Annotated in this window: 21 protein-coding genes and 1 pseudogene; 13 read left to right on the top strand and 9 right to left on the bottom strand. The window is 59.3% G+C overall.

Annotated features, from left to right (window positions below; genetic code table 11):
• Positions 1–231 precede the first annotated feature (231 nt).
• Positions 232–648 (bottom strand): GNAT family N-acetyltransferase, encoded by a 417-nt coding sequence (locus KGB06_RS21745; protein WP_223519428.1) that lies wholly within the window; start codon positions 646–648, stop codon positions 232–234.
• Between the two features lie 338 nt (positions 649–986).
• Here KGB06_RS21745 and KGB06_RS21750 point away from each other — a divergent pair, with 338 nt between their 5' ends.
• The 4 genes from KGB06_RS21750 to KGB06_RS21765 all read left to right on the top strand — a co-directional run bounded on the left by KGB06_RS21750 (position 987) and on the right by KGB06_RS21765 (position 4,523).
• Complete coding sequence (locus KGB06_RS21750) at positions 987–1,928, top strand: fatty acid desaturase (RefSeq protein ID WP_223519430.1); 942 nt, start codon at positions 987–989, stop codon at positions 1,926–1,928.
• A gap of 142 nt (positions 1,929–2,070) precedes the next feature.
• Positions 2,071–2,862 (top strand): phosphate/phosphite/phosphonate ABC transporter substrate-binding protein, encoded by a 792-nt coding sequence (locus KGB06_RS21755; protein ID WP_223519431.1) that lies wholly within the window; start codon positions 2,071–2,073, stop codon positions 2,860–2,862.
• A gap of 117 nt (positions 2,863–2,979) precedes the next feature.
• Entirely contained in the window at positions 2,980–3,513 is a 534-nt protein-coding gene (locus tag KGB06_RS21760; protein ID WP_223519433.1) for a sigma-70 family RNA polymerase sigma factor, read from the top strand.
• Entirely contained in the window at positions 3,510–4,523 is a 1,014-nt protein-coding gene (locus tag KGB06_RS21765) for an ABC transporter substrate-binding protein (RefSeq protein ID WP_223519435.1), read from the top strand. Before KGB06_RS21760 ends, KGB06_RS21765 begins: the two co-directional genes overlap by 4 nt.
• 30 nt (positions 4,524–4,553) lie before the next feature.
• Here the strand turns inward: KGB06_RS21765 and KGB06_RS21770 are convergent, their stop codons facing one another.
• The 3 genes and pseudogenes from KGB06_RS21770 to KGB06_RS21780 form a co-directional block, all read right to left on the bottom strand.
• Positions 4,554–5,186, bottom strand: a complete 633-nt coding sequence (locus tag KGB06_RS21770) for a glutathione S-transferase family protein (RefSeq protein ID WP_223519437.1) — start codon at positions 5,184–5,186, stop codon at positions 4,554–4,556.
• Between the two features lie 2 nt (positions 5,187–5,188).
• A pseudogene (locus KGB06_RS21775) lies at positions 5,189–5,290 on the bottom strand (chlorhexidine efflux transporter); the annotation flags it as partial.
• Between the two features lie 77 nt (positions 5,291–5,367).
• Positions 5,368–6,399, bottom strand: coding sequence for a LacI family DNA-binding transcriptional regulator (locus KGB06_RS21780; RefSeq protein ID WP_223519439.1), 1,032 nt, complete (start codon positions 6,397–6,399; stop codon positions 5,368–5,370).
• Between the two features lie 215 nt (positions 6,400–6,614).
• Here KGB06_RS21780 and KGB06_RS21785 point away from each other — a divergent pair, with 215 nt between their 5' ends.
• Positions 6,615–7,148: a gluconokinase gene (locus tag KGB06_RS21785; protein ID WP_223519441.1), complete on the top strand. Its 534-nt coding sequence runs from the start codon at positions 6,615–6,617 to the stop codon at positions 7,146–7,148.
• Between the two features lie 82 nt (positions 7,149–7,230).
• Positions 7,231–8,583, top strand: a complete 1,353-nt coding sequence (locus KGB06_RS21790; RefSeq protein WP_223519443.1) for a GntP family permease — start codon at positions 7,231–7,233, stop codon at positions 8,581–8,583.
• Between the two features lie 171 nt (positions 8,584–8,754).
• Here the strand turns inward: KGB06_RS21790 and alaC are convergent, their stop codons facing one another.
• Complete coding sequence (gene alaC / locus KGB06_RS21795; protein WP_223519445.1) at positions 8,755–9,972, bottom strand: alanine transaminase; 1,218 nt, start codon at positions 9,970–9,972, stop codon at positions 8,755–8,757.
• Between the two features lie 139 nt (positions 9,973–10,111).
• Between alaC and KGB06_RS21800 the strand changes: the two genes are divergently transcribed.
• The 3 genes from KGB06_RS21800 (at position 10,112) to KGB06_RS21810 (ending at position 11,911) form a co-directional block, all read left to right on the top strand.
• Complete coding sequence (locus KGB06_RS21800; protein WP_223519447.1) at positions 10,112–10,774, top strand: LysE family translocator; 663 nt, start codon at positions 10,112–10,114, stop codon at positions 10,772–10,774.
• 66 nt (positions 10,775–10,840) lie between these two features.
• Positions 10,841–11,326, top strand: a complete 486-nt coding sequence (locus KGB06_RS21805; RefSeq protein ID WP_223519449.1) for a GyrI-like domain-containing protein — start codon at positions 10,841–10,843, stop codon at positions 11,324–11,326.
• A 96-nt stretch (positions 11,327–11,422) separates the two neighbouring features.
• The gene (locus KGB06_RS21810; protein ID WP_223519451.1) at positions 11,423–11,911 is read left to right on the top strand and encodes a GNAT family N-acetyltransferase; all 489 of its coding nucleotides are present in this window, start codon (positions 11,423–11,425) and stop codon (positions 11,909–11,911) included.
• Between the two features lie 135 nt (positions 11,912–12,046).
• On the opposite strand, the gene KGB06_RS21815 is transcribed toward KGB06_RS21810, so the two are convergent.
• Positions 12,047–12,532 (bottom strand): GNAT family N-acetyltransferase, encoded by a 486-nt coding sequence (locus tag KGB06_RS21815; RefSeq protein ID WP_223519453.1) that lies wholly within the window; start codon positions 12,530–12,532, stop codon positions 12,047–12,049.
• Positions 12,533–12,673: 141 nt separating this feature from the next.
• On the opposite strand from KGB06_RS21815, the gene KGB06_RS21820 reads away from it, so the two are divergent.
• The 3 genes from KGB06_RS21820 to KGB06_RS21830 all read left to right on the top strand — a co-directional run bounded on the left by KGB06_RS21820 (position 12,674) and on the right by KGB06_RS21830 (position 14,872).
• Positions 12,674–13,099 carry a YybH family protein gene (locus KGB06_RS21820; RefSeq protein WP_223519455.1) on the top strand — a complete coding sequence of 142 codons (426 nt, stop codon included), beginning with the start codon at positions 12,674–12,676 and terminating at the stop codon, positions 13,097–13,099.
• A 67-nt stretch (positions 13,100–13,166) separates the two neighbouring features.
• Positions 13,167–13,511, top strand: coding sequence for a YciI family protein (locus KGB06_RS21825; RefSeq protein ID WP_007945386.1), 345 nt, complete (start codon positions 13,167–13,169; stop codon positions 13,509–13,511).
• Positions 13,512–13,636: 125 nt separating this feature from the next.
• Complete coding sequence (locus tag KGB06_RS21830) at positions 13,637–14,872, top strand: RNA polymerase sigma factor (protein ID WP_223519457.1); 1,236 nt, start codon at positions 13,637–13,639, stop codon at positions 14,870–14,872.
• 98 nt (positions 14,873–14,970) lie between these two features.
• Here KGB06_RS21830 and KGB06_RS21835 read toward each other — a convergent pair whose 3' ends face one another.
• Complete coding sequence (locus tag KGB06_RS21835) at positions 14,971–15,825, bottom strand: LysR family transcriptional regulator (RefSeq protein ID WP_223519459.1); 855 nt, start codon at positions 15,823–15,825, stop codon at positions 14,971–14,973.
• A gap of 90 nt (positions 15,826–15,915) precedes the next feature.
• On the opposite strand from KGB06_RS21835, the gene KGB06_RS21840 reads away from it, so the two are divergent.
• On the top strand, positions 15,916–16,353 hold the full coding sequence (locus KGB06_RS21840; RefSeq protein WP_223519461.1) for a multidrug/biocide efflux PACE transporter: 438 nt from the start codon (positions 15,916–15,918) through the stop codon (positions 16,351–16,353).
• A 57-nt stretch (positions 16,354–16,410) separates the two neighbouring features.
• On the opposite strand, the gene KGB06_RS21845 is transcribed toward KGB06_RS21840, so the two are convergent.
• A complete protein-coding gene (locus KGB06_RS21845) occupies positions 16,411–18,027 on the bottom strand; it encodes an inorganic phosphate transporter (protein ID WP_223519463.1) in 1,617 nt (538 codons plus the stop codon).
• 160 nt (positions 18,028–18,187) lie between these two features.
• A complete protein-coding gene (locus tag KGB06_RS21850; RefSeq protein ID WP_223519465.1) occupies positions 18,188–19,210 on the bottom strand; it encodes a transporter in 1,023 nt (340 codons plus the stop codon).
• Positions 19,211–19,307 lie beyond the last annotated feature (97 nt).

Below are 19,307 nucleotides of genomic sequence, written 5' to 3' on the forward strand. Positions count from 1 at the left end.
ACCGATATGTGGCGCGCTACAACAATGTAAGGCGCCACAGCTACAACGGTTACCACTCGCCGGTAGCGGCAGAAAAGATGGCGGCGTGAGAACCGAAAACAATGTCCAAAATTACTGGACCAGATCAGCCTGCTCGCGATAGCGGTGTGTCAGACAAAAACTTCCCGACTGACACACCGCTATCGCGAGCAGGCTCACTCCTACAGGGGATCTCTGTCGGTCTTTCGGGCATTATTTGGCCGGCTCCAGCCCCATCGCAATCATCGGTTTGCTGCGCGCATAGCGGCTCAAGCGTTCCACCATGGCATAGGGCATCTGCGGATCGAAGGCAAAGCCGCGACGTTCATAAAAGCCACGCAAATCCGGATGGCAAAACAACCACACCGGAAGGTCGAGGTCATTGACCGCCGCGGCGATCAACGCGCCCGCAACCCCTTGTTCGCGACAGGCCGGATCGACAAACAGCCCCGTCAGCCAATGCCCGCCCGCCACTGGCCGCAAACACAGCGCCGCCACAATCTCATCGCGTCGCGCCACCCATAACCGAGCGTCGCGCACGGCCTTCATTGGCGATTGGTGAGCGCGATAAAATTTGTTCATCAGTGGCCATAACGGCTCGTCGAGCAAGGTGTACAGGGTGTCGGGCATGGGTCTTGACTGTCAGTGTGCAAAGCCTGCGATTATAAAAGAACACGCGCGCAGGGATAGGTGTATACCTGATCTCACATCCCGTATGAGTGGAGTACGCATCATGTCCAAAGGTATGGATTCGAAGAAAGCAGCGAAGAAAAAGCCGGCGAAAACCGCCATCGAAAAGCGCGCGGACAAGAAGGCCAAGAAGGTGGATGTGTTCGGTCATTGATCCCGCGCCAAGGGAGCCCGGCAATCGGGCTCCTGCTGCACGTCTAACGATATAAGCAAATCATCTGCAAGATTTTCTAGGGCTATTGCACAGAAGGGGACTGGTTCCCGATCTGAGCAACGCCATGCCCCATTACTTCGATAGCGCCCACCGAGAAGAAATCGAAACCCTGCGTCAACGCCTGACTGCCGGCACCGAATGGCCGACCTGGCTGTTGTTGATCAGCGTGTACGGCAGCTGGTTCAGCCTGGTCCTGACGAGTGACCGATTGGGGCTGTGGTGGAGCACTGTGTTACTGATTCCGCTGGTGGTGCTGTGGTTGTCGGTACAGCACGAATTGTTGCATGGTCACCCGACCCGCTGGACCTCGCTGAACAAAGTGCTCGGCTATGCACCGTTCGCTGTCTGGTATCCCTACACCCTGTATCGCGACAGCCATCTGCTGCATCACCGCGACGAAGACCTGACCCTTCCAGGTCTCGATCCTGAAAGCCGCTACCTGAGCGCCGAGCAGTGGCAGGGCAGTTCGCTGTTCGAGCAGGGCCTGCACTGGCTGAACAAAACCGTCCTCGGTCGTTTTGTTCTCGGCGCACCGCTGGGGTTGCTGGCGCTAGCCCGGGAAGAAGGGCTGCGATTGAAAGCCGGCCAGCGACAAGCCTGGCTGATGTGGCTGAGCCACGGCGCACTGACCTTGCTGATGCTGGCGTTCATCGCCCGCTACAGCGTGCTGCCGGTGTGGCATTACCTGTTGCTGATCAGCGTGCCGGCGCTGTCGATTGCGATGATTCGCTCCTATTACGAACATCGTCCTCACGCGCAATCCGAGCAGCGGACCGTGCTCAATGAAGCCGGATGGCCTTGGCGATGGTTGTTCCTGAACCTGAATTTTCACTTGGTGCATCATGACTTGCCAGGGCTGCCGTGGTACGACTTGCCGCGTGCTTATCGCGCACGTCGTGAGCAATGGATTGAGCGCAGTGGTGGGTTTCTGGTGCGGGGTTATGGTCAGTTGTGGCGCCAGAACGGGGTGAAAGCAATCGACAGCCCACAGCATCCGTTCCACTGATTTCCTATGATCAACCCCAACCCCCTGTAGGAGTGAGCCTGCTCGCGATAGCGGCCTGACATTCAACATTAGTGTCGACTGACCCACCCTCATCGCGAGCAGGCTCACTCCTACAGGGTTACTTGTTGTCTGGAAGATTTTGATGACACAACACATTGCCGAATTGCTGATGTACGTCGCCCCAGAGCCGATCCGCCAGGCCAACGAACGCTGGCTGACGCGCATTCTCGAACGTCTCGGTAGCGATCGTCTTGATGGCAAAGACCTGTCACTGATGGACCTCTGGCTCTCCCCGCATCTGCTGCTGACCCAAACCTGCGGCTACCCGCTGATGACGGCATTGCGCGGTCAGGTCCGGGTGGTCGGGCGGCCTCGTTATGAACTGCCGGACAGCAGCGGTGGCAGCCATTGCAGTCTACTGTTGAGTCGCGCCGATGATCATCGACGCACTTTGCCCGACTTTCGCGACAGCCGTGGCGAGATCAATAGCGAAGATTCCAACAGCGGCATGAACCTGCTGCGCCATCGACTGGCGCCGCTGCATCGCAACGGACAGTTCTTTGCCAGTGTCGCCATCAGCGGCAGTCACCGCGAAAGCCTGCGCTGGCTGCGTGAAGATCAAGCGGATCTGGCGGCCATCGACAGCGTGACCTTTGCTTATCTGGCGCAACATGCCCGCGAAGAAGTCGCCGGCCTGCACGTCGTCGCCCGCAGCGCGCTCAGTCCAACCTTGCCGTACATTTCGGCCGCCGGGACTTCCCGTGAACAGGCTGAGCACCTACGGCAGGTGATGAATCAGACCTTGAGCGAATTGCCCGACGTTGCTGAAATCCTCGGGCTAAAAGAAGTCCTGCCCGCCAGCGAAATCGACTATCAGGTCATCCTAGACTATCAGCATGAAGCGCAAACGCTGGGCTACGCATGCTTGCATTGAAATTTCCAAATAGAATATAAAAATGCTTTTTAAATATTATTAAAGAATAAGGCTCCTTGTTAGGATCACGCCACCGGATCACCGGACATTCAGCGACCCCTAACCCTTGGAGCCTCTATGTCCGGCACCGACCTATCCCATCGCAACCACGTGGGCGGATTGTTTCGCGCTCATTACCCCTGGCTGTGCGCACGCTTGCGCCGGCATTTGGGAGCCAGCGCCAGTGTCGAAGACATCGCTGTCGACACCTTTGTGCAATTACTCGAATCACCAAACCTGACACCCATTCGTGAGCCGCGTGCGTTGCTCACCACCATCGCCCGCCGACGGGTTTATGAGCTTTGGCGTCGCGGTAATCTGGAGCGCCAGCACCTCGAACAACTGCTAAAGGCAGGCCCTGCTGGCGGGCCATCGCCTGAAGATTTGTTTCGGTTAACGCAATCCCTGAACAATCTGGACCGCACCCTTGAGCGCTTGCCGAGCAAGGTCAGGGCTACCTTCCTGCTGTCGCGCGTCGACGGGCTGACCTATCCGCAAATCGCCGCCGAACTGGGCATCTCCCAGCGTTCGGTCAGCGCTTACATGACCCGCTCCCAGGCACTGTGCGTCCAGCACAGCGTCAACCAACCCTTGACCCGGAGGTCCGCATGAGATCAATCAAAACCCTGCTCGGCAGTTCGCTGCTGGCGCTGAGCCTGGTGGCCAGCCATGTTCCGGCGGCGGAAAAAACCGCACCTATCCACTTCGGCGACATCACCTGGGAGAGCGGTAGCCTGATCACAGAAATTCTGCGCCTGATAGTCGAGAAAGGTTACGGCTACCCGACCGACACGTTGCCAGGCAGCACCGTCAGCCTCGAAGCGGCGTTGGCCAAGAACGACATTCAGGTGATCGGCGAAGAGTGGGCCGGGCGCAGTCCGGCGTGGGTCAAGGCGTCTGCCGAGGGCAAGGTGTTTGGTTTGGGCGACACGGTCAAAGGCGCCACCGAAGGGTGGTGGGTGCCGGAATACGTGATCAAGGGCGACCCGGAACGTGGCATCAAACCGCTGGCCCCGGAGTTGAAGTCTGTCGCTGATCTGGCGAAGTACAAGGATGTGTTTCGCGACCCGGAAGACCCAAGTCGCGGCCGCTTCCTCAACAGCCCCACCGGCTGGACGTCGGAGATCGTCAACAGTCAGAAACTAAAGGCTTACGATCTGACCGCCAGCTACGTCAATTTCCGCACCGGCTCCGGCGCGGCACTGGATGCCGAGGTCGCTTCATCGATCCGCCGTGGCAAACCGGTGCTGTTCTACTACTGGTCGCCGACGCCGCTGCTGGGTCGTTTCAAACTGGTGAAACTTGAAGAGCCGCCGTTCGACGCTGAAGCCTGGAAAACCCTGGCCGATGCGAACAACCCGAACCCCAAGGGCTCGCGCTCGATGCCGGCCAGCCTGGCCATTGGCGTGTCGGCGCCATTCAAGGCGCAGTACCCGGACCTGGTGGCATTCTTTGAAAAAGTCGATTTACCGATCGATCTGCTGAACCAGACGCTGGGGCAGATGAGCGAAAAACGTCTGCAACCGCGTGAAGTGGCTCAGGTGTTTTTACGGGAGCAGCCGCAGGTGTGGAAGGCTTGGGTGCCGGGGGAGGTGGCTACCAAGGTGAGTGCGAGCTTGTAATTTGTCGGCGGCTGTTCCACCGCCGCGCAGTCATGCCAGGCCGTTACAGCCGTGCTTGAGGAAGCCCGGGCGTTGTGCCAGTCGTTGGAAATACTCGTCGATGGCGGGGAAGTCCGGCCGTTCCATCGGGGTCATCAGCCAGCGGTTGACGGACAGCCCGACGACAATGTCGGCCAGCGTAAAGTGAGGCCCGGCGACATAGGCTTTGGTGGTCGCGAGTTGATGTTCGAGGATGGCCATTTTCTGGTTCCAGCCGCGTATGCCGACAGCAATCCGATGCTCGTCCTGAAACTCCGGATCCTTGCGCACCAACGCAGTAAACGCATAACTCCAGGAGGGATTGAGCTCGGTGGCTTGCCAATCCATCCACTGTTCCACCCGTGCACGCGCTGCCGGTTCGTGCGGCAGCAGATCAGTGTTTTGGTGTTTGCCGGCCAGGTAGCGGCAGATGGTATTGGACTCCCACAACACACCGGCGTCATCGATGATCACCGGCACCTGCGCATTGGGGTTGAGCCTGAGAAACTCCGGCGCGTGGGTTGACGCATAACCGCTGCCCCAGTCCTCGCGTTCGTAGGGAACGTCCAGTTCCTCACAGGTCCACAGGACCTTTCTGACGTTGATGGACGACGCTTTGCCGAGAATTTTCAGTGCATGTGTCATTGAGTTATATCCATCCACCAAGCGATCAACAGGATGAGGAGCACTATGAAGGTTAGTTGAAAACCCAAGGCATGGGCGATGCGCCGCTTGATGGAAGGTGGTCTGACAGCCACATCATTCGTTTAATGACACACCGCTTTCGTCGGAACGCCGCCCGGAGCCGGCTCGCTCCCACAGTGGGTCAGGTGCTTTCCCGGATTTTCAGTTCAAACCCCATGTCCTGAACCGGTTTGGCCACCGCATTCCCCGCCAGCAGCGTCAACATCAACTCCGCCGAACGCCGGCCAATCGCCTCGCGCGGGGTGTTGATGCTGCTCAGGCGCGGCACCATGTGCGCCGAGGCGGGCAAGTCGTTGAAGCCGAGGATGGCGACTTGTTCGGGGATTTTGATCCCGCAGCGCATGGCTTCGAGCAGTGCGCCCTGGGCCAGGTCGTCGTTGCCGAAAAAGATCGCATCGACATCGGGGTGAGTGGCCAGCAGTTGTAGAAACAGTTCGCCGCCCAACCCCACGGAGGAGGCGCGCGGGGTCAGCACCTCAAGGTCCGGGTCATACAAACCGGCCTTTTGCAGGGCTTTGCGAAACCCTTCACCGCGCAGCAGGGTGCGCTGGTCCAGTTGCGCGCCGATGTAGGCCAGGCGCTTGCGACCGCGTGACAGTAAATGTTCAGCCGCTGTTTCGCCGGCGGCCAATTGCGAGAAGCCCACGCAATTCACGCCTGCCGCACTGTCCAGTTCCATCATGTAGACACACGGGATGTTGCTCGCCTCGATCATCCGCCGTGAGCTTTCCGTGCGGTCGAAACCGGTCAGCAGCAAACCGCGAGGCTGGTACGCCATGTAATTGCGCAATAGGTTTTCTTCTTCATCGCGCGAGTAGTGGAAGTTGCCGATCAGCACTTCGAAGCCCTTGGGGCGAAGCACCTGATGAATGGCTTCCAGCGTTTCGATGAACAACAAGTTGGACAGCGACGGCACCAGAACCACCACCGAATGGCTCTGCGCCGAGGCCAACGCGCGGGCGGCGGGGTTGACCACGTAGCTGAGTTCAAGCGCGGCTTTCTGGACTTTTTCCACCAGTTCCGTGGCCACGGTGCTGACACCGCGCAGGGCGCGAGAGGCGGTGATCGGGCTGACACCGGCCAGGCGTGCAACTTCGTTCAACGTAGGGCGGCCAGTGGTGCGTGTATTTTTATCGTTTTTAGGAGAGGTCATCGGGCTGCTTGCCAAACAAAATTCAAGGCACTAAGGTAGCGCTGTCCCGAAGCAGCTGCAAATGCGTAAGCGAGTTTTGCCTGAACCTTGCTTTTCGGCATTGGGAACGAACACGCTGCAACCCACAAAAATGACAAGAAGGCGTCGGCAACTTCTACTTTTGGTCTAGTGTCATAACTGGCAAAGGTAGCGCTGTCTGCGCGCTGAGGTGTTACATGAATCATCCCATCACCGCCCTGGTCATCATGGGCGTTGCCGGTTGCGGCAAGACATGCGTCAGCGAGGCCTTGTGCCAGCTCAGCGGCGCCACTGCCATTGAAGGCGATACTTTCCACCCTGCCGCCAATATCGAAAAGATGAGCGCGGGTATCCCCCTGAACGATCAAGACCGTGCCGGCTGGCTCGACAGCCTGTGCGACGAATTGCGCCGCGTCGACGCCATGGGCGAACGCCCGGTGCTGACGTGCTCGGCCCTCAAACACAGCTATCGCGAAGTGCTGCGCAGCGCCTTGCCGGGCCTGGGCTTCGTGTTCCTTGAACTGACCCCTGAAGTTGCCGCCGAGCGTGTGTCGCATCGACCGGGCCACTTCATGCCATCGACCCTGATCGACAGCCAGTTCGCCACGCTCGAATCCCCCGTTGGCGAGCCGTTGACCCTGGCTCTGGATGCATCGACCTTCAGCGTCGAGCAACTGGCATCGCAGGCGCATATCTGGTGGCAGGCTCACGGCCTGAAACGCGCCGTATGAGTTTTTCCGAAAAAGATAGCGCTGTCCTGAAGGCTTTCGAATTACCCGCTTTAATAACAACAACAACCAGGAGACACCCCTAATGTTTGGCATGTCCCACGAGACGTTCCTGCTGCTCGATGCAGTGGTCACGGTGATCGGGCTTATCGTCCTGATCACCAAGTTCAAGTTCCACCCGTTTATTGCCCTGATCATTGCTGCAGCCTTTCTCGGGCTGACCTCCGGCATGCCAGTCGGTACCATCATCAAGGCGTTCCAGGACGGCTTCGGCGGGGTGCTCGGTTTTGTCGGGATCATCTTGGCGCTGGGCACCATGCTCGGCAAAATGATGGCCGAGTCGGGTGGGGCGGATCAGATTGCCCAGACCCTGATTCGCGCGTTCGGCAAGGACAAAGTGCAGTGGGCGATGATGTTCGCGGCCTTCCTGGTCGGCATTCCGCTGTTCTTCGAAATCGGCTTCGTGCTGCTGATTCCGCTGGTGTTCATCGTGGCGCGCCGCACTGGTGTGTCGATCATCAAGATCGGTATCCCGCTGCTGGCCGGTTTGTCCGCCGTGCACGGTCTGGTTCCGCCGCACCCGGGTCCGTTGCTGGCCATCGGCGTGTTCGGTGCCGACATCGGTAAAACCATTCTCTACGGTCTGATCGTCGCACTGCCAACGGCTATCATTGCCGGCCCGATCTTCGGTACGTTCATTGCCAAGTACATTCCAGGTCACCCTAATCAGGAACTGGTGGATCAACTGGCGCACGAGCCTGAAACGCCACACCTGCCAAGCTTCAGTATCACGCTGATCACTGTGCTGCTGCCGGTGCTCCTGATGTTGCTCAAAACCTTTGCCGACGTGGTGTTGCCTGAAGGTAATTTCGCACGCTCCTTCATGGACCTGATCGGTCACCCGATCGCGGCGTTGCTGTTGGCGCTGCTGCTGTCGCTGTACACCTTCGGTCACCGTCAGGGCGTCGATTCGAAAACCATTCTGAAATGGCTCGATGCGAGCCTCGCGCCGACTGCCGCGATCATTCTGATCATCGGTGCCGGTGGTGGCTTCAAGCAGATGCTGGTGACTAGCGGTGTGGGTGACGTGATCGGCCACATGGCGGTGAACGCACAGATCTCGCCGATTCTGTTGGCGTGGCTGGTGGCAGCGGTGATTCGCGTGGCAACGGGTTCGGCCACTGTGGCGACCATTACCGGCGCGGGCATTGTGGTGCCGGTGGTGGGGATGATTCCGGGTGTTAACCGTGAGCTGCTGGTGTTGGCCACCGGCGCCGGTTCGTTGGTCCTGTCTCATGTCAACGACGCGGGTTTCTGGTTGGTGAAGCAGTACTTCAACATGACCGTGGCGGAAACCTTCAAGACCTGGACCGCGATGGAAACCATCCTGTCCGTGGTTGCGCTGGGCTTTATCCTGCTGTTGTCGATGTTCGTTTAAGCAATACCACCACACTGATCGTTCCCACGCTCTGCGTGGGAATGTATCCCGTGACGCTCCGCGTCACAGTGGACGCAGAGCGTCCATGGCGGCATTCCCACGCAGAGCGTGGGAACGATCAGGCACAAAAAAACCGCATTACTGCGGTTTTTTTTGTGACTGCTTAATGACTCAGGTGTTGGTCTTGGCGACTAACCCATCTGCCCTGAACATCCCGCGAATCCCGCGCACGGCCTGACGAATCCGGTCCTGGTTTTCGATCAGCGCGAAGCGCACATGATCATCCCCGTACTCACCGAAGCCCACGCCCGGCGAGACGCACACTTTGGCCTCGGCCAGCAGTTTCTTGGCGAATTCCAGCGAGCCCAGGTGCGCATAAGCCTCGGGAATCTTGGCCCAGACGTACATCGACGCTTTCGGATTCTCGACCATCCAGCCCAGTTCATGCAGGCCTTTGACCAGCACGTTGCGCCGCTGGCGATACTGTTCGGCGATGTCTTTGACGCATTGCTGATCGCCTTCCAGCGCCGCAATGGCCGCGACTTGCAGTGGGGTGAACGTGCCGTAGTCGTGGTAACTCTTGATCCGCGCCAGGGCGTTGACCAGTTCCGGGTTGCCGACCATGAAGCCGATCCGCCAGCCCGCCATGTTGTAGCTCTTGGACAGGGTGAAAAACTCCACCGCAATGTCCTTGGCGCCCGGCACCTGCATGATCGACGGGGCTTTCCAGCCGTCGTAGACAATGTCGGCGTAAGCCAGGTCGTGCACCACCAGCACGTCGTACTGCTTGGCGAGGGCGATCACGCGCTCGAAGAAATCCAGTTCCACGCATTGCGCGGTGGGGTTGGACGGGAAGCCGAGGATCATCATTTTCGGTTTCGGGATTGAGCCGCGAATTGCCCGTTCCAGTTCGGCGAAGAAATCCACCCCCGGAATCAGCGGTACCGAGCGCACCTGGGCGCCGGCAATCACGGCACCGTAGATGTGAATCGGATAACTCGGGTTCGGTACCAGCACGGTATCGCCCTGATCCAGGGTCGCCAGCATCAAATGCGCCAGGCCTTCCTTGGAGCCGATGGTGACAATGGCTTCGGTTTCCGGGTCGATGTCGACCTCGTAGCGATCTTTGTACCAATTGGAAATCGCCCGGCGCAGACGCGGAATGCCTTTGGAAGTCGAGTAGCCGTGAGTGTCTTCGCGCTGGGCGACCTGCACGAGTTTTTCGACAATGTGCGGCGGCGTCGGGCCGTCAGGGTTACCCATGCTCAAGTCGATGATGTCTTCGCCACGACGACGGGCGGCCATCTTCAGCTCGGCAGTGATGTTGAAAACGTAAGGGGGGAGTCGATCTATGCGCGCAAAGCGGCGCGGCGAACCTTGTTCGGCCATTGTTGCCTCGGATAACGTAAGCGCCCGGAACCGTCCGAGCGACGCTGGCCACTGCGGTGGCCTGTTGCGGAAGATAAGGGCAGTCGTGGCACACTGTCCAGCGAGTATGTAAACAAATTTTTCCGAAGGAAATCGGTTGATGGAATTTAGCAGCGGCTTCTTGCTGAGCCTTTCGTTGTGCCTGGATATCGGCGTGGCCAATATCGCGATGATCACCCTGGCCATGCAACGCGGCTATTTCCAAGGCTTTGCGTTGGGGTTGGGCACCTGTGTCGGCGACCTGATCTACGCGGTGCTGGCGCTGGCGGGCATGACCGTTTTGCTGCAATACGAAACCGTACGCTGGCTCCTGTGGATTGGCGGTTCAGCGTTACTGGTGTTTTTCGCGGCAAAGATGATCTATTCGGCGATTCACCACGAAGCGGTATTGGCGCAAGCCGACGAGGTGGGGCAGAATTCCCATCGCAAAGAATTTTTCCGCGGGATCTTCCTCGCCATATCCTCGCCCAGCGCCATTCTGTGGTTTGCGGCGGTGGGCGGTACGCTGATCGCCCGTTCCGGCGGCGGTGATGCCCTCAGTTCAGCGCTGTTTCTCGGCGGATTCCTCTGCGCCGGTTTGCTCTGGAGCGCGGGTTTGTGCTTTGCGGCGAGCCACGGCGGCAAGTTGCTGGGTGACAAACTGCTGCGTTATTCCTACATGGCATCGGCGGCGATCTTCTGCTATTTCGCGGTCTACGTGATCCTATCGGGTTACAACGAGTTTGTTGGCGCGGTGGCCGTCGAACAGTTGAACGCCCTATAACTGGGCGAATCGGGTTTGGCTTCTATACTCCCAGCCGAACCCATTTTTAAGCTCAGGAGATGAGTCATGGATGAGCAAACAGGCGCCGAAGTAACGGAACCACGCTTCGAACACGGACACTTCCTGCTGATCGCAGGGCTTGGTGGACAATTTACCCAACAGACCATCACAGGCATTCCCGCGCTCTGGGAAAAATTCAATCCGCACATTGGCAATGTTCCCGGGCAAAAAGGCGAGGTGACCTACGGCGTCTGCTGCAATTTCGACGGCAAGGGTGGCTTCGATTACATTGCCGGCGTCGAGATCAGCAAGCTCGACGATTTGCCCGACCAGTACCGCTGGGTAGAGGTTCAGCCTCAGTATTACGCGGTGTTCGAGCACAAGGGGCCGCTGGAGTCCTTGCCGCAGACCTTTCGCTACATCTTCGATACTTGGCTACCCAAGTCCGGTAAAGAGGCGGTGGACGCTCCGGAATTCGAACGTTACAGCGAAGATTTCAACCCGAAGCTCAACACCGGCAAGCTGGAAATCTGGGTGCCAATCAAAGGCTGAACACTTGCATCGAGAGACGGATCGGTGATTCGTCTCTCGATGTCGTGTGGAGGCTGATTTATGATCCTCGGCCTTTCCATCTGATTGCGACCTGCCATGAACACAGTCATCCGCCACGTCACGCCTGCTGATCTGGACCGTTGCTACGCCATCGAATCCGTTGCCTACGAAGGCGACGAAGCCGCCACCCGCGAAAAAATCGCCACCCGTATCGCCACGTGGCCCGAGGGCTTCATCGTGGCTGAAGTCGACGGCGTGGTCGCCGGTTTCATCAATTCCGGCGCGGCGTTTCAGGTGGAAATGTCGGACGAAGCATTCAAGGAGCTGATCGGCCACGACCCGGCCGGCCCGCATGTGGTGATCATGTCGGTGGTGGTGCACCCGGATTATCAAGGGCAGGGGCTGGCGAAGCGTTTGATGGGCGAGTTCATTGAGCGCATGCGTGCACTGGGCAAGGTCAGCATTCACCTGATGTGCAAGGAGCGGCATATTCCACTGTATGCCGGGTTTGGCTTTGCCTACATCAAACCGTCGGCCTCGGACCATGGCGGGATGGCGTGGCATGAGATGGTTCTCGATTTATAAATCCACCGAAAATCCCCTGTAGGAGTGAGCTTGCTCGCGAAGGCGGTGTATCAGTCAACTATGATGTCGACTGACACACCGCCTTCGCGAGCAAGCTCGCTCCTACATTGGTTTGGCGGTGGGTCAGTAGCTATCTCAGAAAACCAGCCCCATTCGCCGCTCATAACCAATCCGCCCCTTGTACGCTTCACCCCTGTCGACCCAGCCGAACTTTGTGTAAAGCGCGATAGCCGGCTCATTGTCCGCATCCACCGACAATTCCAGCCCCTTTATTTCCGGAAACGCCTGACGCGCGACCTCGGGTAGCGCTTGCAGGCAGGCTTTGCCATACCCTTTGCCTTGAGCGCGTTGGTCGACTTGTAGCGCATGCAGGGTGGCGCTGTGTTCATCGGCCCAGGCCGGCAGCACCGGCGGGCGCTTGAGCAGCAGGAAAGCCACGGGAACGTCCTCGACCAGCAGCGCAAATCCTTTGACACCGGGGCCGGGTTTGGACAACAGGGAGTGCAACGCTCCGTGAATGTCGCCGCTGAATTTTATTTGTTCTTTGTGAACTTCGATGGCCTCGACCTGCTGGCGCTGGCGCGCGTTCAGGCTTTCGTAAGGCACGAGTCGGGTTGTCACTGGAGTGTCCTTTTTCCAACACAAATGAGCCTCGAATTCTAGCGAGTTTGCGTCGATGGATTATTTTTATTTCAGTTGTCGATTTGGTTTTTTGCCGAACGACTAAGGGTGTCTTCACAACAAAAACCACGGAGAACCACCATGAGCGCTACACACGAAATCCAGACCCTGATCGACACCTATCGCCAGGCCGTCATCTCCAAGGATGTCGAAAGAATCATGGCCCTGTACGCCGAGGACATCGTCTCCTACGACGCGGTCAAGGCCTTGCAATTCCGGGGCAAGGCCGCCTACCGCGCGCATTGGCTGGAGTGCATGGAAATGTGCCAGGGCCCGCATAAGTTTGACTTCGACCATATGAACATCGTGGCGGACGAGCACATCGCCTTCGCCCATTGGCTGGCCCATTGCGTTGGCACCAACGACAAGGGCGAAACCCAGGCCTGCTGGATGCGCGTAACCGCCTGCTACCGCCGCGACGCCGGGCAATGGCGCATCGTCCATGAACACTGGTCGGCCCCGTTCGACATGGTCAGCGGTACCACGATCTTCAATCTGGAGCCCTGATCGTCGGGAATTTCGCCAACGCGTCAATCTGCAGCCATAGTTGATTCGTTCGATTCAGGAGAGCCACATGAAATACCTATGCCTGGTCTACAGCAACGAGCACACCTTGCACTCGCTGCCCGAGAGCCCGAACGACGCCGAGTGCATGGCCTACGCTGAGTCGATTCAGAGTGGTGGCCGCATGCTCGCGGCCGAGGCGCTGGAGTCGGTGCAGACCGCCACCACCGTGCGCATGCGTAACGGCAAGATGTCGATCACCGACGGCCCGTTTGCCGAAACCAAGGAGCAATTGGCCGGCTTCTACCTGATCGATGCCAGGGACCTCAATGAAGCGCTCCAGGTCGCCGGCAACATCCCGGCGGCCCGCGTCGGCTGTGTCGAGGTGCGTCCCGTTCGCCAGTTGAATGCTTGAATGACAACGACCAAAAAGGGGGCCTGCATGAGTCCGCAATCGGCTGAAAGAAAGACTGCCAAACTCCAGTTATCCATCAGTCGCTTGATCGAGGAAACACTGGTCACCGAAGGCATGCCGCACTGATGCCTGGCGCCTCGGTGCAGGCCCGGGTCGAGCAGGTTTACCGCGAAGACTCGCGGCGGATCCTCGCGACGCTGATTCGTTTGCTCGGCGATTTTGACCTCGCCGAAGAGGCCCTGCACGAGGCCTTTTTCGTTGCGGTGGAGCGTTGGCAGCGTGACGGCGTGCCGGATAATCCGCGCACCTGGCTGGTGTCCACCGGGCGCTTCAAGGCGATTGATGTGTTGCGCCGGCGCGCGCGATTTGCCGCGTCCCGGCCGCTGCTGATTGCGCAGGCCGAGGCGCTGGAACAGGTCGAATGGAGTGAAGAAGACGTGGAAGACGATCGCCTGCGCCTGATCTTCACCTGCTGTCACCCGGCACTTGCAGCGGACGCTCAAGTGCCACTGACCTTGCGCGAAGTCTGCGACCTGACCACTGAAGAAATCGCCCGGGCGTTTCTCTCGGCGCCCGCCACTATCGCTCAGCGCATCGTGCGGGCGAAGGCGAAAATTCGTGATGCGAAAATCCCTTATCAAGTGCCGACACTGGCGGAATTGCCCGAGCGCCTCGACAGCGTTTTGCGGGTGATTTACCTGGTGTTCAACGAAGGTTACTCGGCGTCCATCGGTGCTGAAGTGACGCGTGAAGATTTGACGCGCGAGGCGATTCGGCTCGGGCGATTGCTGATGGATTTATTGCCGGAATCGGAGGTGAAAGGGCTGCTGGCGTTGATGTTGCTGCATGAGTCTCGGCGCCGGGCGAGGACGTCGCTTGACGGTGAGTTGATTGTATTGGATGAGCAGGACCGTTCGTTGTGGGACGCCGGGATGATTGCCGAAGGGTGTGCGCTGGTGGAATCGGCGCTGACCACTGGACAGTTCGGGCCGTATGGCCTGCAAGCGGCGATTGCGGCCGTGCATGCCGAAGCGCCCTCGGCGGCGGAAACGGACTGGCAGCAGATCGTCGGTTTGTATGACGTGCTGCTGGCGGCAGTGCCTTCGCCGGTGATCGAGTTGAATCGCGCGGCGGCGATCTCCCGAAGGGATGGGCCGTTGACGGGGCTGACGTTGGTTGAGGCGATTTTGAATCGGGGCGAATTGCTGGAGTACCACTTGGCCCACTCGGCGCGGGCGGAGTTTTGTCGGCAGTTGGGACGGTGGGAAGAGGCGCGGGCGGCGTATGAGCGGGCGCTTGAGCTGACGCAGCAAGTGCCGGAGCGGCGGTTTCTCGAAGCACGGATCAAGGCTTTGGAGTGATGTGATCTGACTGGCCTCATCGCGAGCAGGCTCACTCCTACAGGGTTAGCGCCAATCCTGTAGGAGTGAGCCTGCCCGCGATAAGGGCCGAAGGACCTTCATTCCAGCATCTTGCTCAGCAGCCAACTCCCCGCCGGCCCCGGTGGATGCTGGCGCGACCACAGCGCATCGACAAACACCGGTTTCGGCCAGCCGCGCACCTGAAGTTCCTGCAACGAGCCCTTGCCAAACCGCTCCACCAGCCACCGTGGCAACGGCGCCCAGCCGAATCCTCCCTGGGCCATTTCCAGCAACATCAAATAGCTCGGCGCCGACCAGACGCGACCCTTTGCCCGGCTTTCATACGGATTGACGATGGTTGCCAGACGCAGTTCACGGTGCTGTTGCAGCACGTCCTGATCGATATGATCGAGTGTCGCCAATGGATGCGCAGGGGAGGCGAACAGCGCGATGTCCGTGCGTTCGTCGACGGTCGAACTGACCAGATCCGGCGGATAACTGTCCTGCATTTCAGCGAAGGCCACCTGCGCCCGACCCCGTTGCACCAGTGCAATCAAGTCATCGCATTCGGCAATCAGGCATTCGAGTTCCAGGTCCGGGTAGCGTTGCTCGAACGCACCGAGCGCGACTTCGAAGCGATCGGATTGATAGGTGTCGGAAATCGCCACGGTCAGTTTTGGCTCGACGCCTTGTGACAGCTGGCTGGCGGTGATTTCCAGCCGACTGGTGGCGGCCAGAATCTCCTCGGCCCGTTGCAGCATCACATGCCCGGCCGGGGTCAGGCTGGGTTTGCGGCTGCTGCGGTCGAACAGCACAAGGTTCAAATCGATTTCCAGACTGGCCACCGCCGCGCTGATGGTCGACTGGCTGCGCCCCAATTTGCGCGCCGCTGCGGAAAACGAGCCTTGGGTCGCCGCCTGGACAAAGGCCAGCAACACTTCGTGAGAGGCCATGAACTATCGCCTTGATCGATGGTTATTGGTTATGAAGTATCGGTGTGGCGAGGGATCATGGCAACCACAGTCACTCAGAGGAGTCTGGCCATGAGCGTCAAAAAATCCATCACTGAACGTATTTTCCAGGCCGTCGGTTTCGAACTGCTGGCCATCCTGATCTGTACCCCGTTGCTGGCCTGGATCATGGACAAACCGATGCTCGACATGGGCGTCGTCACCATGGCCATCGCGGCCCTGGCCCTGGCCTGGAACGTGGTTTTCAACGGCCTGTTCGACCGCGTGCTCAAGCGCTACGAGATGGCTCACACCGCGTGGGTTCGGGTTGTCCATGCGTTGTTGTTTGAGGGTGGTCTGGTGGCGGCCGGTGTGCCGCTGATTGCCTGGTGGCTGAAGATCGGCCTGTGGGAAGCGTTCCTGCTCGACATCGGTGTGCTGCTGTTTTTCCTGCCGTACACCTACCTCTACCACTGGGGATACGACGTGGTGCGGGAGCGGATGGTGACGCGCACTGTTTGCGAAGGATGAATGGTATGAGCGGGCTGATGATCAGCCCGCAGCTTTCAATTTCCGCTGTCGGGGCGATCAGAACAGTTGGGTGAATAACCAGTACAAGCTGCCCGACAACAGGATCGCCGCCGGCAAGGTCAGCACCCAGGCCATCAGCAAGTTACGGATGGTCGTCATCTGTAAACCGCCACCGTTGGCGACCATGGTCCCGGCCACACCCGACGACAACACGTGGGTGGTCGACACCGGCAGGCCGAACATATCCGCTGCGCCAATCGTCAACATGGCCACGGTTTCCGCCGAGGCCCCCTGAGCGTAGGTCAGGTGGGATTTGCCAATCTTCTCGCCGACCGTTACCACGATGCGCTTCCAGCCCACCATGGTGCCCAAGCCGAGCGCAATCGCCACGGCGATCTTGACCCACAGCGGAATAAACCGCGTGGAGTTATCGATCTGCTGTTTGAACAATTGCAGCTTGGCACTGGTGTCGGCGTCGAAGTTGCCGACCTTGTTCTTGTCCATCAGGCGAATGGTTTCGCTGGTCAGGTACATGTCGTTACGCACGTTACCCACGGCCTCGGCCGGTACTTGGGACAGCGAGCCGTAACCCTTGACCTGAGCGCCGATGCTACCGGTGAGGGCGGCGAGCGCCGGCACCAGTTGCGGCGTCGCTTCCTTGCTGCGCACGTAGTCAGACAGCACCGGACGCGGGTCGGCCGGGGCCAGTTGCGGCACAGCCTTGACCAGCGCTTGCTGGGTCACCTCGGCCACCGCCGCAAATTGCAGCGCCTGGTCGGCCGGCATGGCGCGGTTCAGCGCGTAGGCCATGGGCAGTGTGCCGACCAGAATCAACATGATCAGGCCCATGCCTTTCTGGCCATCGTTGGAGCCGTGGGCAAACGACACGCCGGTGCAGGTCACAATCAACATGCCGCGAATCCACCACGGTGGCGGGGTGTTACCTTCGGGGGCCTTGTACAGCGAGCGATTCTTGACGAATGCGCGCAGGGCCAGCAACAGCAAGGCGGCGAAACCAAAACCGACCAGCGGCGAGAGCAGCAACGCATAACCGATCTTGGTCGCCTGCGCCCAGTCCACACCGCTGGTGCCGTCACGGCCGTGCATCAGGGCATTGGCCACGCCGACGCCGATGATCGAGCCGATCAGCGTGTGCGAAGACGAGGCCGGCAAGCCCAGCCACCAAGTGCCGAGGTTCCACAGGATCGCGGCGATCAACAGGGCGAAAATCATGGCGAAACCGGCGGAGGAGCCGACTTGCAGAATCAGTTCCACCGGCAACAGGGCAATGATGCCGAACGCCACCGCGCCGCTGGACAGCAGCACGCCGAGGAAGTTGAAGAACCCGGACCAGGCCACCGCGAAATTCGGCGGCATCGAGTTGGTGTAGATCACCGTCGCCACGGCGTTGGCGGTGTCGTGGAAACCGTTGACGAACTCAAAGCCGAGGGCGATCAGCAGCGCCACGCCCAGCAGCAAATACGGGGTCCAGGTGGTTACCACGGTGCCGATTTCTTTCACGTCGCGCATCAGGCTATAAGCGGTGAACAGCAAGCCGATGGCCAGCACGCCGAAAAAAATCACCAGCGTGAACGCGCTGTGTTTTTTGTCGAACTGTGGCCTGGCGCTGCTGGCGGGTGCCTGAGCTTTGGCGGGGAAGGAAGCAGAAGCCATCACGAACAATCCTGAGGAGGGGGGGGAATGTCAGTGATGGTCGTTCCAATTTGTTACAGGGGGACTGCTCCAAGTCAGGGTTTTGGGTTTTTCGTTGTCCGCTGATCTTAACCCGGCATCCTTGGGTTGAAATAGGGAGCATCACCTAATGTGGGTGTGCTCAATAATCCTGGCGCTTACGAAAGGCCCAACGTCCCGCAATCACGGTAAACGTTGCGACCAGTGCCACCAGAATCCAGAACCCCTGCGGGTCACCCGACAGCGGCACCCCGCCGACATTCATGCCGAAGAAACCGGCAATGATGTTGATCGGCAGCGCCAACACCGTCACCACCGTCAGGGTGAACAAGGTGCGGTTGCTCTGCTCATTGAGGTTGGCGGCGATTTCTTCCTGCAACAGTTTGATCCGCTCACCCAGCGCCGTGAGGTCGTTGATGATCAACGCAAACTCCTCGGTGGACTTGCGCAGTTCCTTGACGTCCTCCTTTTGCAGCCATTGCGGCGGTCGATTGAGCAGGCGCAGCAACGAACCCGGCTCCAGCGCCAGCAGGCGTTGCAGACGCACCAGCACCCGACGGTTGGCGCCCAGTTCGGCACGGTTGGTCGACAGCCGCGACGATAGCAACTCATCTTCGATCTGATCGACACTCAGGCTGGTCCTGCGCACGATTTGCGTCAGCACTTCGCCCTGATCGCGCAGCAGATGCACGAGCAACTCCAGCGGCGAGCGAAAACATTCACCGGCCTTCACCGAAGAGCGCAGCTTGTCCACCGAGTGCAGCGGTTGCAGGCGCGCGCTGATGATCAGCCGACTGCGGGCGCACACCCACAGCGTCGAGACATCCGAGGAAATCATGCTGCTGAGGTTGAACACCACATCGTTGACCACCGCCAGCAAGGCCGAATCCACATGCTCGATGCGCGTCGATCGCGAGCCTTCGTGCAACGCTTCGAAAAACTCGTCCGGCAGCTCCAGATGACTTTTCATCCAGCGCTCACACGCGGCGTGGGCCAAGTTCAAATGCAGCCAGAGGAATTCGTCGCTGTCGTCGGGTTGTTGCAGGTATTGCAACGCCCTGGCGGAATCAATCTCCCGACCGCGTTCACCTGGGCGAAAAGCGAAACCGTACAGCAGGCCAAACAGGTCCGGGTCGCGATGGCTTTGGTCGATGCTGTGGTTCATGAGTGCTCGCAAGGGAGGCGCCTGTCGCGGGTTTTACAGGTTCACTTGAGCGGCATCATTGCAAGGATTTTTGACGGTTTTGTGACAGGTTGATGGC

Source organism: Pseudomonas sp. GL-B-19 (assembly GCF_019956415.1).
In the GTDB taxonomy this organism is placed as follows: domain Bacteria; phylum Pseudomonadota; class Gammaproteobacteria; order Pseudomonadales; family Pseudomonadaceae; genus Aquipseudomonas.